Consider the following 12,459-nt stretch of genomic DNA (forward strand, 5'->3'; position numbering starts at 1 on the left):
ACCTATGGCTCAACTCACGGCCAAACCTGTATCCCGCCTGGAGACGATGATGCGTTTTTCGTCCGTTGCCCTTGCCGCCGCGCTGACCGTCGTATGCGTGTCGACTTCGCTCAGCGGGCAACGTCCCGACGCCCAAATCGACGCGCGCTCGATGCAGTTGTTGGCGCAGGGCCGTTCGCTGGTCGCGGCCGGTAATCTCGACGGCGCGACGGATGTGCTCGAAACGTCGGTCGCGGTCGATCCGCGCAACCGGGGCGCTTTCCTCCTGCTCGCGCGCGTCGCCGAAACCCGCGACCTGCCAGGCAAGGCGATCCGCCTCTACCGCGAGGCGCTCCTGCTGGAGCCGAACGACGTCGCGGCGTTGAAGGGGCAGGGCGAGGCGTTGGTCGCGAAGGGCGCCGTGGTCCGCGCGAAGGACAACCTCGTGAAAATCCGCACGCTCTGCAAGGGTGTCTGCCCCGAAGCGACGCAACTCGCGGCGGTAATCGCCAAGGGCCCACCGATTGCAACGGCGCAGGTCGAGAAGACCCCAGTAGCGGCCAAGGACTGATCATCCATTTTCGTCATCCTGGACTTGATCCAGGATCCAGAGCGACGATCGTCGTACTCAGTAACTCTGGATCCTGACTTTCGTCAGGATGACGAAATTGTCTTGGCAGACGATGTCAGCCGACAGCCTTCGCCAATGCCGTGAAATCCGCCACCGAAAGCGTCTCCGCCCGGCGCGTAGCCTCTACCCCGATCCGCTCCAGCGCATTGAGCGCCCCCGGCACGCCCTTCAAACTCTGCCGCAACATCTTCCGCCGCTGCCCAAACGCCGCGCCCGTCAGCCGCTCCAGCACCGCGAAGTTCACCCCCTCCGGCGCCTCGACCGGAGTCAGATGCACCACCGCAGACATCACCTTCGGCGGCGGTGTAAACGCCGACCGGTGAACCGGCATCGCGATCCGCGCAGTCGAGCGCCACTGCGCCAGCACCGCGAGCCGCCCATAATGATCGTCGTTGGTCTTCGCCACGATCCGCTCGGCGACTTCCTTCTGGAACATCAGCGTGCACGACTGCCACCACGGCAACCACGACGTCGACAGCCACCCCACCAGCAACGCCGTGCCAATGTTATATGGCAGGTTCGACACGATATGCGGCTTGCCCTCGAACAGCGCAGGCGCGTCGACTTCCATCGCGTCACCCTCGATAACCCGCAGCCGCCCCGGATACGCCTCGCCAAGTTCCGCCAACGCAGGGATGCACCGTCGATCGCGCTCGATCGCCGTCACCCGCGCACCCGCCGCGAGCAACGCGCGCGTGAGGCCACCAGGACCCGGGCCAACTTCGAGCACCTCGGCATCCTGCAAATCCCCCGGCACCGCCGCGATCCGCTTGAGCAACTGCCCATCGAACAGGAAGTTCTGCCCAAGCGCCTTGTTCGCGTTCAGCCCATAACGCGCGATCACCTCGCGCAGCGGGGGAAGCTCCGTCAATGCAGCCTCGCTCACGACTGGGCAGCGGTCTGGGCGCGTCGGTCCGCCGCTTCACCCGCCATCGCGATCGCCGCGATCATCGCACCCGGCTCGGCATGGTTCTTGCCCGCGATCGCGAACGCGGTGCCGTGATCGGGCGAGGTCCGCACGATCGGCAGGCCCAGCGTCATGTTCACGCCCTCGTCGAAATGGATCGTCTTCAACGGCACCAGCGCCTGGTCGTGATAACAGCACATGACGACGTCGTAGGTCGCGCGCGCGCGCGGGTGGAACAGCGTGTCCGCCGCGAACGGCCCGGTCGCATCGATGCCTTCCTCGCGCAGGATCGCGATCGCCGGCGCGATGATCTCGATCTCTTCCCGCCCAAGCGCGCCCTGTTCGCCGGCATGCGGATTGAGCCCGGCAAACGCGAGACGCGGATGCGCGATTCCGAAATTCCTGAGCAGACCGCGGGCGGTCACGCGCGACTTCGCAACGATCAACTCGATCGACAGCGCCCCCGAGACCGCGTTCAGCGGGATATGCGTGGTGATCGGCACCACCTTAAGGGAAGGCCCGGCCAGCATCATCACCGCGTTATCGGCGGCGACACCGGAGCGCTCGGCGACGAATTCGGTCTGTCCCGGGTGCGTGAAGCCGATCGTGTAGAGCTGCGCCTTCGACACCGGCCCCGTCACCAGCGCGCGCGCCGCGCCGTTCCGGACCAGTCCGACCGCCAGTTCCAGCGCATGCAACGCGGAGCGCGCACCGTCCGCATCGGGCTGTCCCGGGACGATCGCGCCGCCATCGCCGACCGACAACACCGGCAGGGCGGAGGGAAATGCCGCGACCGCCGCGGCCAGATCGGCGACGCGCGCGATCGGCCCCGCCCACACCCGCTCGATCGCGCGCGCATCGCCCACTGCGACGAACGGCGGTAGATCATGTTTCGCCCGTGCGTCCCACGCCTTGGCGATGATCTCCGGCCCGATCCCGGCAGGATCGCCCATTGAGATCGCGATTGGCGTCGTGGCGGTCATGCCGCGCTCAACGATAGTCGACGATCGCATCGCGCCGCAGATCGCGCAGCTTCTGCTGCGCGCGCAGGTTGACGCGCTGCTGTTCGAGCTGACCCTGGATCTGCTCCGAATTCGGCACCGATCCACCGGCGGCTTCGTCGCGGCCGCACAATACCAACGCGCGCACGCCCTGTTCCGCGGAGCCGAACGGCGGCGTCGACTGGCCGACCTGGAGCTTCAGCATGATCTCCTGCAACTGCGGCGGCAGGTCGCGGATCCGCACCGTATCGTTGTCCACCACGTCGGCGCCGATCCCGGCCGCGACCTTCTCGACGGTGCCGCAGCCACGCAGGTCCTGCGTCGCCTTGGCAAAGGCCTGCGCGCGCGTGCTCGCCTGCGCCTGCGTCGTGTTCGGCGGGAACCGCAACGTGAGCTGCTTCAGGCTGAGCTTGGCATCGCGCGGGTCGGCGGTCAGCACCTGGCGCTTGTCGGTGAGATACAGGATCGAATAGCCGCCCGGCACCTCGATCGGTCCTGCGACCTGGCCGACCTGCATCGAGGTCGCGGCTTCTGACAGCGGCCCCGGCAGCGTCGCCGCACGGATCCAGCCGAGATCGCCGCCGACCGCACGCGTCGACGCTTCCGAGAACTGCCGCGCGAAATACTCGAACGGCTGCGCGCCCTTCTGGATCTCCTGGAGGATCTGCTTGGCGTTCGCATACACCTGCTGGCTGTTCGCCGGCGTCGCCGCGAGATAGATTTCCTTGAGATTGAACTCGTCGGTGCCCTTGGCGGCCTGGAGGCGATCGATGATCGACTTCACCTCCTCGTCGCCGACGTTGACGAAAGGCTCGACGCGCTTGCGCAGATAGCGCTGCCAGGCGAGCTCGCCCTCGATCTGCCGCTTGAGCGACCGTTCGGACGATCCGGATTCGCGCAGATAGGCACGCATCGCATCGGGTGTGCGGTTGAAGCGCTTCGATACGCCGGCGAAGCTCTGCGTCATCTCGGCGGGCGTGATGACGACGTCGGCGGTCTTCGCCTCCTGGATCTCGAGCGTCTCGTCGATCAGCTGGCGGAGCACCTGCAGCTTGAGCCGATCGCGATCCTCCGGCGACAGCTTCGCCTCGTTCGCCATCGCTACCAGCGCGACCCGCTGGTCGACGTCGGTCCCGGTGATCACCGTATCGTTGACGACCGCGGTCGGCTTGCGGACGTTGGGATCGAGCTTGCCGAAGATCTGGAGGTTGGTCGGGATATCGAGGCCGGTATTGTCCGGCACGCTCTGATCCTGGACCGTCTGGCCCGAATTGGCCTGATCCGCATTCGGCTGAGATGGAGCCTGCTGGGACGGAGCAGGCTGAGCAGCAGCAGGCTTAGCAGCCGCGGCCCGCGCCGCAGCCGGCTTGGGTGCTGCCCGGCGCGGCGCGGTTTGCGCGATCGTGCTCGCGGCGAGTGCCGCCAGGACGACGGTCCCGATCATACGGCCGCCACGCGCCGCCAGTCGAACATCATGCTTCAAGTGTCGATATCCCATCATCGGCCTAGCGGACCGCGTCGCCACGTCATGGCGGCGCATCCGGCAAGGCTTGCCTCATCGTAGCTGAATGCGGGCTTAGCGGCCGAGATTGGTGAAGGCCAGCGTCAACAGGTAGCTGTTGCCTTTCCGCGCGTCGCCCGTGTTGTTGTAGGTCCGCCGCCACGTCGCGCCGAGACGGAGGCAGTCGTCCTCGTACTGGAAACCGACGCGGTGGCGGATCGGCGTGAAGCCGTCGCTGGCCGAGAGCGGGTCCTCCGACTTGTTGGTGAGATCGACCACCGCCGACCCGAACGCCGACCAGAAGCGCGCGAACTGGACGCGGCCGGCCGCACGGATTTCCTCGCGATCGCGCAGATCCTCGATCGACGCGTCGATGTTGCGGTTCAGCTTCAGATAGCCGACCAGCACATAGGTCGCGCGCGACCCGATCGTCGCGTCGATCTCGTTGCGACGGATCGCGAAACCATCCTTGTCGAGCCGGTAACGATGGACGATCGACACGAAGTCCCGGAACCGCAGCTCGGTACGACCGACGATATCAGAGAAGCGATCGCTGAGCCCGGTGCCATCGGGCAGGATGGTCGGGCGCGTGCTCAACCGATAGCTCTGGCCGACATTGGTCGTGAAGCTGATCCCCGGCAGATCGAACGCCCATTCGCCGCCATAGGTCGCGCGCGACGAATCCTCGAAGCGGTCATAGCCGGCGAAGCGGTTGAGCGAGAATAGATTGGTATCGTCGAGATCGACCGCGCGCGAATCCTCGTTCGGCAGCGTGATGTTCGCGAACTTCGGCGCCGCGACCAGCTGGATGCGCGGCGTGAAGCGCTGCGTACCGCCGAGGAACGTCCCGATGAACGGCCATTTCACATCGACCGCGACCGCGCCGATCGCGCGCTGGCTGAACCCTTCGAGCCCGCGGTAGCTGAGGTTGGTCGTCGCCAGCGTATCGTTCGTATTATACAGGTCGCCGCGCGCGAACGCCGTGAACGTGACTTCCTGCCCCCAGTTGGTCAGCCGCCGCAGATCCCATTGCAGGCTGGCGAACGCACGCTGCGTGTCCTGTCCATCGGTGCGGGTCAGCGCGAGCGTGTTGAGCTGGAGCTGGAACTTGCCGCCGATCAGGCCGTCGTCGAACCGCTTGCGGTAATCGATCTCGGGCAGCGCGATCGGTTGCTGGCCTTGGCTGTCCTTGACGCGCAGGGTCTGCGCATACCAGCCGCTTACCGCGAAATAGCTGGTGTCGTCGATCCGTTCGAGGCTGGCGGTGGTGCGCAGCCGGTCGTCGCGCGAGATATCGTACCGCCGCAGGAACGTGCGGTCGGTGGTCAGGCGAAGCGATCCGCTCGCGGTCCAGTTCGGCGATAGCTGATAGCGCGCCATGCCGTCGACATAGCCACGGAACGCCATCTCGGTATCGGTCGGGTTGGCGGTGTTGAGGTCGTCGCTGCGCCGGCTCTCGGTCGCATAGGCGCGGACGCTGAACGCCCCCTTGGTGCTGAGCGCGGAATAATCGACCTGCGCCATCGGCAGCACGCTGCTGTAGATGTGCGGCGTGACGATCAGCCCCTGGTTGGGCGCGAGCTTGAAATAATAGGGGACGCTGACTTCGAGGCCGTTGACGCGGCTATAACCGCCGTTCGGCGACAGCAGTCCGCTGTCGCTGTCGCCACCGACCGGGTTCGAGAATTTGGGCAGCGGCAAGCTCGGCAGACCGAACAGATGCAGGCGTGCGCCGGCGTAATAGATGCGCTTGCGCTCGGGGCGATAGGTGACGCGCACCGCGGTGATCTTCCACGTCGGTTCCTTCGGACACCCCGCCGAGGTGCCGACCGCGCACGGCGTGTAGGCGGCGGTCTTGAGGTTGACCGTGCCGTCGGCGTCGCGCGTACCTTGCTTGGCCGCGAGGCGACCGCCCTGTTCGAGCACGACGAGCATGTTGTCGACCACGCCGTCCTTGAGCGAATCGGTCAGGTTGATCTCGTCCCCATAGGCGATGTCGCCCTGGGGATTGGTGACGGCGATGTTGCCGGACGCGACGACCTTGCCGGTCTGGCGGTTCCACACGACCTTGTCGGCACGCAGCCGGTTGCCCTGGCGGAACATCCGGACCTCGCCGGTCGCCGTGACGATCTGCGTGTTCGTGTCGTATTCGAGGCCGTTGGCGCTGAACTGCACTTGGTCTTCGGCGGGAGTCGCGGCGGGCGCGTTGGCGACCGGTGCGTCCTGCACGGGGGGCGGGACCGGACGGCTCTGGAAATCCTGGGCATGCACGGGCGAGCTCGCCAGTCCGCACGCCAAGGCGAGCGAAACGGCACAACCCGTCAAAAGGTCGATACGCAACACGATCCGAACCAACCCCTTTGGCACTCGGCAGCCGTTTGCCGCCCTATCGCTCGCCTATCGCACCACCGGCGCTTCGCTGCAATCGCCGTGAGATGACAGGCCGCCACCTTGCTTTGCCAAGCCCGCGGCATCAACTTAGGGCCAAGCCCATCCTATCGTTCAAAAGCTTCCCGAGGTTTCTTCATGCAGATCGTCTTCGCCCCGACCGTTCCCGCCAACGCCCCGATCCTCGCCGTCCCCGTGGCGAAGGACGGCGTGGCCAAGATCAAGTGGAGCGCGATCGGCGGCGATGTCGAGGCAGTGGCGACCAGCGCAGCGGCTGCGGCACGCTTTGTGGGTGAAGCAGGCTCGGTGATCGAGCTGTTCGTGCCGGTCGACGGCGCGGTTCGCCAGGTCCTGCTCGTCGGAGTCGGTGCGGGCGACACCGCTGATTGGGAGAAGGCTGGCGGTGCGATCACCGCACGTCTGCTGACCTCGGGCGCGACGTCGGTCGTTGCCGACCTCTCGGCAAGCGCCACGCCGACCGCCAAGGCCGCCGCACACTTCGCCGCTGCCGCCGCGCAGCGCGCATGGCGCTACGACACGTACCGCACGAAGCTCGCCGAGAAGTCGAAGCCGACGCTGACCGAGATCACCATCGCCGGTGCACCGGACGGCACCGATGCTGCCTGGCACGAGGCGGCCGCTGTCACCGACGGTCTCGACCTGACCCGCTGGCTGGTCACCTCGCCACCGAACGTAGTCTACCCTGAGAGCTTCGTCGAGAAGGTGACGAAGGACGTGGAAGGTCTCGGGCTCGAGATCACCGTGCTCGACGAAGCGCAGATGACCGAGCTCGGCATGGGCTCGCTGCTCGGCGTCAGCCAGGGTTCGCGCCGCGAAGCGCGCATCCTCGCACTCAAGTGGAACGGGGCAGGGGCCGACGCGCCGACGCTCGCGTTCGTCGGCAAGGGCGTGACGTTCGATTCGGGCGGCATCTCGATCAAGCCCGGCGCGGGCATGGAAGACATGAAGTGGGACATGGGCGGCGCAGGCGCGGTCGCTGGCGCGATGAAGGCGCTCGCCAGCCGCAAGGCGAAGGCGAACGTCGTCGGCGTGATGGGCCTCGTCGAGAACATGCCCGACGGCGCGGCACTTCGTCCGAGCGACGTCATCACCTCGATGTCGGGGCAGACCATCGAAGTGCTCAACACCGACGCCGAGGGTCGCCTCGTGCTCTGCGATTGCGTGACCTGGGTACAGCAGGCGCACAAGCCGACCACGATCGTCGATCTCGCCACGCTCACCGGCGCGATGATCGTCGCGCTCGGCACCGAGAATGGCGGCATCTTCGCCAACGACGATGCGCTCGCCGACCAGCTGATCGCGGCAGGCAAGACCACCGGCGACACGCTCTGGCGCTTTCCGCTGTCGCCCGCCTACGACAAGCTGATCGACTCGCCGATCGCCGACATGAAGAACGTCGGCCCCCGCGGCGCTGGCTCGATCACCGCGGCGCAGTTCATCAAGCGCTTCGTCGACGAAGGCGTGAAGTGGGCGCATCTCGACATCGCCGGCATGGTCTGGTCCGACAAGCCAGGCACCAACCACGACAAGGGCGCTACGGGTTATGGCGTGCGCCTGCTCGACCAGTTCGTCGCCGACAATTTCGAGGGCTAATTACGGATAGGAGGGGCTCGCACTCCCCCCGTCATCCTGACGAAAGTCAGGACCCAGGATACCAAACGATGCACTCCATGACTCTGGGTCCTGACTTTCGTCAGGATGACGGCGTGGGTTGGGCAGGGAGATGGAAACTATGCAGGTCGATTTCTACCACCTAACCAGCCCCCTCGACCGCGTCCTCCCGCGGATCGCCGAGCGCGTCGTCCAAACCGGCGGCCGCCTCCTCATCGTAGCCGAACCCGAAGAACAACGCGTGGCGCTCGACCGCCTGCTCTGGTCCTACGCTCCCGAGAGCTTCCTCCCCCACGCCCAAGCCGGCAGCACCGACGATACAGCACAACCCATTCTAATCGCTCAAGATATCCAGGAAGCCACCCCCGCCAACGCCGCCCGCAACGTCGCGGTGGTAGACGGACGTTGGCGTGACCTTATCCTAACCTTTGACCGCGCCTTTCACATCTTCGACGACGAATCCATCCGCGAAGCCCGCCTCGCCTGGAAGGCGCTAGCCGACCACGACGGCGTCGAACGCCGCTACTGGAAGCAGAACGAGTCGGGCCGCTGGGAACAGTCCGCATAGGTTGCTTTAGCCGCGTCTCCCGCCTAAGCGCCGCGCATCCGATTACCGTCAACACAGGAGCCCGTGACCATCATGGCCGCGAACCGTACCTTTTCGATCATCAAGCCCGACGCAACCCGCCGCAACCTGACCGGTGCGGTCACCAAGATGCTTGAGGAAGCCGGCCTGCGCGTCGTCGCTTCGAAGCGCATCCAGATGACCCGCGAGCAGGCCGAGGGCTTCTACGCGGTCCACAAGGAGCGTCCGTTCTTCGGTGAGCTCGTCTCGTTCATGATCTCGGGCCCGGTCGTCGTCCAGGTTCTCGAAGGCGAGAACGCGATGCAGCGCAACCGCGACATCATGGGCGCCACCAACCCCGCCAACGCCGATGCCGGCACGATCCGCAAGGAACTCGCCGAGTCGATCGAAGCCAACACCGTGCACGGGTCGGACTCGGACGAGAACGCCGAGATCGAGATCGCCTATTTCTTCAAGCCCGAAGAAATCGTCGGCTGATGACCTGGCGGCTGCGACGGGCCGAGCCGGGCGATGCGCCCGCGCTATCGCTCGTCGCATCCGCCACGTTCCTCGATACCTATGCGACCGTGCTGACGGGGGCGGACATCGTCGCCCACTGCACGACGAAGAACAGCATCGCCGCGTTCCAGACGTGGCTGTCCGATCCCGCAACGATCGTGACGCTGGCCGAGTACGAACCCGGCCACGCGCCGATCGGCTACACGGTACTGACCGTGCCGGACTTCCCGATCGAACCCGGCCCCGCGGACATCGAACTCCGCCGCATCTACCTCATGAAGCAGGCCCAAGGCTCAGGTCTGGGCGCCGCCCTGATGGCCCGCGCGCTCGAAGACGCCGCGGCGGCACGCCGAACCCGAGTCCTGCTAGGCGTATGGGACCAGAACACCCGCGCCCGAGCCTTCTACGAACGCCAAGGCTTCAAGGTCATCGGCGCCCGCCAGTTCATGGTCGGCACCACCCTCCACGACGACCCGGTCTACGCACGAACGGTGTGAGTTTCCCCGGCGAAAGCGCCGCACTGCATAGCATCACTACCACCCCGGCGAAGGCCGGGGTCCAATTGGAAAGGTCGCAGTAACGGAACGCTGCCCTTGGTTAGCAACGTTCCCCAATTGGACCCCGGCCTCCGCCGGGGTGGTACCGTTTAGCGGTACGCGACCTACGCAGCCGGCTTCTCTTTCGCCCAGATAGCATCGAGCTTCGCCTGATCGCCGCCAAGCTGGCGAACGCGCAGTCCCTCAAGCTTGAACGAGCGACCCAGTATCCTCCGACCATGCGTCTTCCAGATCACATCGTAGATCCCGCTCGCCGTCCGCGTCGTATCCCCATCGAAATACTGCACGCTGACCAAAACCGGCAGGCGCCCCGCTCGGTCGTCCGACCCACCATCGGTCAGCTTCAACATCGCATCCGAAACCCATGACCCGTCGATGATCGGCTCGGCCGGCGGCCGCTGCGGCGAGACGCCGAGCGCGCGCGGAAAGGTGATCGTCACGTCCTGAAGATCATGTCGCGCATCCTTGAGCAGGAGCGAATCACCGCCACTCTGGACGATCGCCGACAGATCGATCCGCGACCGTTCGCGCGCGGCGCTCGACTGCGCGGCGATCTTGTCGGCCTCGTTCGCGCGGTGATCCGACCAGTTGGTCCACAGCGTCAGCGCCGCGATCAGCACGCCCGCAACCGCCACAACCTCGGCTAGCGTCACCCAACGCCGCCGCGTCGCCGCAGCCTCGCGCCGTTCGGTCGGCGTCTCGGTGCTCATCGCCCGCCAGCCTCCAGCAATCGGGCAGGGGCTGCCAATTCCCAACTCCGCGCGATCCGGTCCTCGACCAGCGCCCAGTCTGGATCGCCGGCAACATTCATCCCAACCCAGCCGGTCGCGCCGAGATAGGCCGGCCGCGAATATACGGCCGGGTTCGCCTCGATCAGCGTCATCTGTTCATCGGTGCCGCTGGTCTTCACGCACACCAAGGTCAGTCCATCGCCGTGATGATCCGCCCGGAACTGCGCGAACTGCCTGTCGGCCACGAAGAAAGTCGGCTGGCCGTGTGAAACCTTTTCCTCGGTCTCGGGCAAGGCAAGCGCCGCCGCACGAACGCGGTCGAGGGGGGGTAGATCGGTCATCGCGTCACGAACTCCGCCAAGGTCTTCGGGTACAAAGCATGTTCGGCCGCCAGAACGCGACGCGCAAGCGCATCCGCATCGTCGCCGGCAAGGATCGGCACCTCGGCCTGACCCAGCACCACGCCGCCATCGAGCTCCTCGGTCACGACATGCACCGAGCACCCGCCGACCGCATCTCCTGCCGCGATCGCCCGCGCATGCGTATCGAGGCCCTTGTACTTGGGCAGCAGCGACGGATGGATATTGACGATCCGGTCCCGCCACGCGGCGACGAATTCGTCCGAAAGCAGTCGCATATACCCGGCGAGCGCGACGACCTCAACACCAGCGTCGCGCAACGCCGCATCGATCGCCGCCTCATAGGCCGGCTTCCCCAGACCCTTCGGCGAGAGTGCGAACGTCGCCAAGCCCTCCGACCGAGCCCAGTCGAGCCCGGCCGCGCCCGGCTTGTCCGACGCGACAAGCGCGATCTCGTACGGACACTCCGCCGCGCGCGACGCGCCGACCAGCGCCATCATGTTAGATCCGCGCCCGGAGATCAGCACGCCGACCCGCGTCTTTTCAGCCATGCGTCGCGGTCCAGTTCTCGCGCGCGCTCCACGTACCCGCCGACCCACGAACCGTGCAGCCATGCGTCCCGGTCTCGACCCGCCCGATCGCGAACACCGTCTCGTCGGCCGCCTCCAACGCAGCGGTCACCGCCTCAGCCTCGTCGGCGCTGACGATCACGACCATGCCGATCCCGCAGTTGAACGTCCGCGCCATCTCCTCCGGCTCGATCGCCCCTTGAGCTTGCAGGAACGCCATCAACCGCGACTGCTCCCAGGCATCCGCGTCGACCACCGCATGCACGCCGTCGGGCAGCACGCGCGGGATGTTCTCGAGCAGGCCACCACCGGTGATATGCGCCAGCCCCTTGATCCGCCGCTCGCGCAGCAACGGCAACAGGCTCGCGACATAGATGCGAGTCGGCGCCATCAGATGATCGATCAGCAACTTGTCCTGATCGAACAATGCAGGCCGATCGAGCTTCCACCCGCGATCGGTGGCGAGACGACGAACCAACGAGAACCCGTTCGAATGCACGCCCGACGATGCCAGCCCGAGCATCACGTCGCCCGCCGCGATCTCCCGCCCGGTCAGCACGTTGGTCCGCTCGACCGCCCCCACGCAGAAGCCCGCGAGGTCATAATCGCCATCCGCATACATGCCCGGCATCTCGGCGGTCTCGCCCCCGATCAGCGCGCAGCCTGCGGTCTTGCACCCTTCCGCAATCGACGCCACGACGCGCTCGGCGACCGCGGCGTCGAGCTTCCCGCTCGCATAATAATCGAGGAAAAACAGCGGCTCGGCACCCTGGACGATCAGGTCGTTGACGCACATCGCGACGAGATCGACGCCGACACCCTCATGCCGGTCCCATTCGATCGCCAGCTTCAGCTTGGTACCGACACCATCGTTCGCCGCGACCAGCAACGGATCGACGAACCCTGCCGCCTTGAGGTCGAACATCCCGCCGAACCCGCCAAGATCGGCATCCGCGCCCGGCCGCCGCGTCGAGCGCGCGAGCGGGGCGATCGCCCGCACCAGCGCGTTGCCCGCGGCGATCGAAACGCCCGCCTGAGCGTAGGTGTAGGGGCCCGAAGCGGGAGCGGCGGAGTCTGGCGTATCGGTCATGATCGGTGCTGCTAGCCACATCGCGCTTGG

The 12,459-nt window shown here is 66.3% G+C and carries 13 protein-coding genes; 5 read left to right on the plus strand and 8 right to left on the minus strand.

The window, feature by feature from the left end:
- The first annotated feature begins 49 nt into the window (after positions 1 to 49).
- A complete protein-coding gene (locus tag ASG20_RS04095; RefSeq protein WP_201780667.1) occupies positions 50 to 550 on the plus strand; it encodes a tetratricopeptide repeat protein in 501 nt (166 codons plus the stop codon).
- Positions 551 to 665: 115 nt separating this feature from the next.
- On the opposite strand, the gene rsmA is transcribed toward ASG20_RS04095, so the two are convergent.
- From rsmA to ASG20_RS04115, 4 genes are all read right to left on the minus strand, one after another.
- Entirely contained in the window at positions 666 to 1,481 is an 816-nt protein-coding gene (rsmA, locus tag ASG20_RS04100; RefSeq protein WP_056048846.1) for a 16S rRNA (adenine(1518)-N(6)/adenine(1519)-N(6))-dimethyltransferase RsmA, read from the minus strand.
- Between the two features lie 11 nt (positions 1,482 to 1,492).
- Positions 1,493 to 2,500, minus strand: a complete 1,008-nt coding sequence (gene pdxA / locus ASG20_RS04105) for a 4-hydroxythreonine-4-phosphate dehydrogenase PdxA (RefSeq protein ID WP_082470721.1) — start codon at positions 2,498 to 2,500, stop codon at positions 1,493 to 1,495.
- Positions 2,501 to 2,507: 7 nt separating this feature from the next.
- Positions 2,508 to 4,001: a peptidylprolyl isomerase gene (locus ASG20_RS04110; protein ID WP_231420418.1), complete on the minus strand. Its 1,494-nt coding sequence runs from the start codon at positions 3,999 to 4,001 to the stop codon at positions 2,508 to 2,510.
- A 93-nt stretch (positions 4,002 to 4,094) separates the two neighbouring features.
- A complete protein-coding gene (locus ASG20_RS04115) occupies positions 4,095 to 6,362 on the minus strand; it encodes an LPS-assembly protein LptD (protein ID WP_056050411.1) in 2,268 nt (755 codons plus the stop codon).
- Positions 6,363 to 6,545: 183 nt separating this feature from the next.
- Here ASG20_RS04115 and ASG20_RS04120 point away from each other — a divergent pair, with 183 nt between their 5' ends.
- The 4 genes from ASG20_RS04120 to ASG20_RS04135 all read left to right on the plus strand — a co-directional run bounded on the left by ASG20_RS04120 (position 6,546) and on the right by ASG20_RS04135 (position 9,620).
- Entirely contained in the window at positions 6,546 to 8,021 is a 1,476-nt protein-coding gene (locus ASG20_RS04120) for a leucyl aminopeptidase (protein ID WP_056048848.1), read from the plus strand.
- Between the two features lie 139 nt (positions 8,022 to 8,160).
- Positions 8,161 to 8,607: a DNA polymerase III subunit chi gene (locus tag ASG20_RS04125; RefSeq protein ID WP_056050413.1), complete on the plus strand. Its 447-nt coding sequence runs from the start codon at positions 8,161 to 8,163 to the stop codon at positions 8,605 to 8,607.
- Between the two features lie 72 nt (positions 8,608 to 8,679).
- Entirely contained in the window at positions 8,680 to 9,102 is a 423-nt protein-coding gene (gene ndk / locus ASG20_RS04130) for a nucleoside-diphosphate kinase (RefSeq protein ID WP_010163573.1), read from the plus strand.
- Positions 9,102 to 9,620 (plus strand): GNAT family N-acetyltransferase, encoded by a 519-nt coding sequence (locus ASG20_RS04135; RefSeq protein ID WP_056048851.1) that lies wholly within the window; start codon positions 9,102 to 9,104, stop codon positions 9,618 to 9,620. The genes ndk and ASG20_RS04135 overlap by 1 nt, the downstream gene beginning before the upstream one ends.
- Positions 9,621 to 9,784: 164 nt before the next feature.
- Here the strand turns inward: ASG20_RS04135 and ASG20_RS04140 are convergent, their stop codons facing one another.
- Genes ASG20_RS04140 through purM form a run of 4 tightly spaced genes read right to left on the minus strand, consistent with a single transcriptional unit; the run spans position 9,785 to position 12,429 of the window.
- Entirely contained in the window at positions 9,785 to 10,390 is a 606-nt protein-coding gene (locus ASG20_RS04140; RefSeq protein WP_056048854.1) for a hypothetical protein, read from the minus strand.
- The gene (locus ASG20_RS04145; RefSeq protein WP_056048857.1) at positions 10,387 to 10,752 is read right to left on the minus strand and encodes an MmcQ/YjbR family DNA-binding protein; all 366 of its coding nucleotides are present in this window, start codon (positions 10,750 to 10,752) and stop codon (positions 10,387 to 10,389) included. The genes ASG20_RS04140 and ASG20_RS04145 overlap by 4 nt, the downstream gene beginning before the upstream one ends.
- Entirely contained in the window at positions 10,749 to 11,321 is a 573-nt protein-coding gene (purN, locus tag ASG20_RS04150) for a phosphoribosylglycinamide formyltransferase (RefSeq protein WP_056048860.1), read from the minus strand. The genes ASG20_RS04145 and purN overlap by 4 nt, the downstream gene beginning before the upstream one ends.
- Entirely contained in the window at positions 11,314 to 12,429 is a 1,116-nt protein-coding gene (purM, locus tag ASG20_RS04155) for a phosphoribosylformylglycinamidine cyclo-ligase (RefSeq protein ID WP_056050415.1), read from the minus strand. Before purM ends, purN begins: the two co-directional genes overlap by 8 nt.
- Positions 12,430 to 12,459: the final 30 nt, after the last annotated feature.

This window comes from Sphingomonas sp. Leaf198, assembly GCF_001424005.1.
Lineage (GTDB): Bacteria > Pseudomonadota > Alphaproteobacteria > Sphingomonadales > Sphingomonadaceae > Sphingomonas.

What these genes read in the sequence shown, in the direction of transcription:
- ASG20_RS04095 (WP_201780667.1), top strand. Translation starts at nt 50, where the DNA reads ATGCGTTTTTCGTCCGTTGCCCTTGCCGCCGCGCTGACCGTCGTATGC.
- pdxA (WP_082470721.1), bottom strand. Translation starts at nt 2,500, where the DNA reads ATGACCGCCACGACGCCAATCGCGATCTCAATGGGCGATCCTGCCGGG.
- ASG20_RS04120 (WP_056048848.1), top strand. Translation starts at nt 6,546, where the DNA reads ATGCAGATCGTCTTCGCCCCGACCGTTCCCGCCAACGCCCCGATCCTC.
- ASG20_RS04125 (WP_056050413.1), top strand. Translation starts at nt 8,161, where the DNA reads ATGCAGGTCGATTTCTACCACCTAACCAGCCCCCTCGACCGCGTCCTC.
- ndk (WP_010163573.1), top strand. Translation starts at nt 8,680, where the DNA reads ATGGCCGCGAACCGTACCTTTTCGATCATCAAGCCCGACGCAACCCGC.
- ASG20_RS04135 (WP_056048851.1), top strand. Translation starts at nt 9,102, where the DNA reads ATGACCTGGCGGCTGCGACGGGCCGAGCCGGGCGATGCGCCCGCGCTA.
- ASG20_RS04140 (WP_056048854.1), bottom strand. Translation starts at nt 10,390, where the DNA reads ATGAGCACCGAGACGCCGACCGAACGGCGCGAGGCTGCGGCGACGCGG.
- ASG20_RS04145 (WP_056048857.1), bottom strand. Translation starts at nt 10,752, where the DNA reads ATGACCGATCTACCCCCCCTCGACCGCGTTCGTGCGGCGGCGCTTGCC.
- purN (WP_056048860.1), bottom strand. Translation starts at nt 11,321, where the DNA reads ATGGCTGAAAAGACGCGGGTCGGCGTGCTGATCTCCGGGCGCGGATCT.
- purM (WP_056050415.1), bottom strand. Translation starts at nt 12,429, where the DNA reads ATGACCGATACGCCAGACTCCGCCGCTCCCGCTTCGGGCCCCTACACC.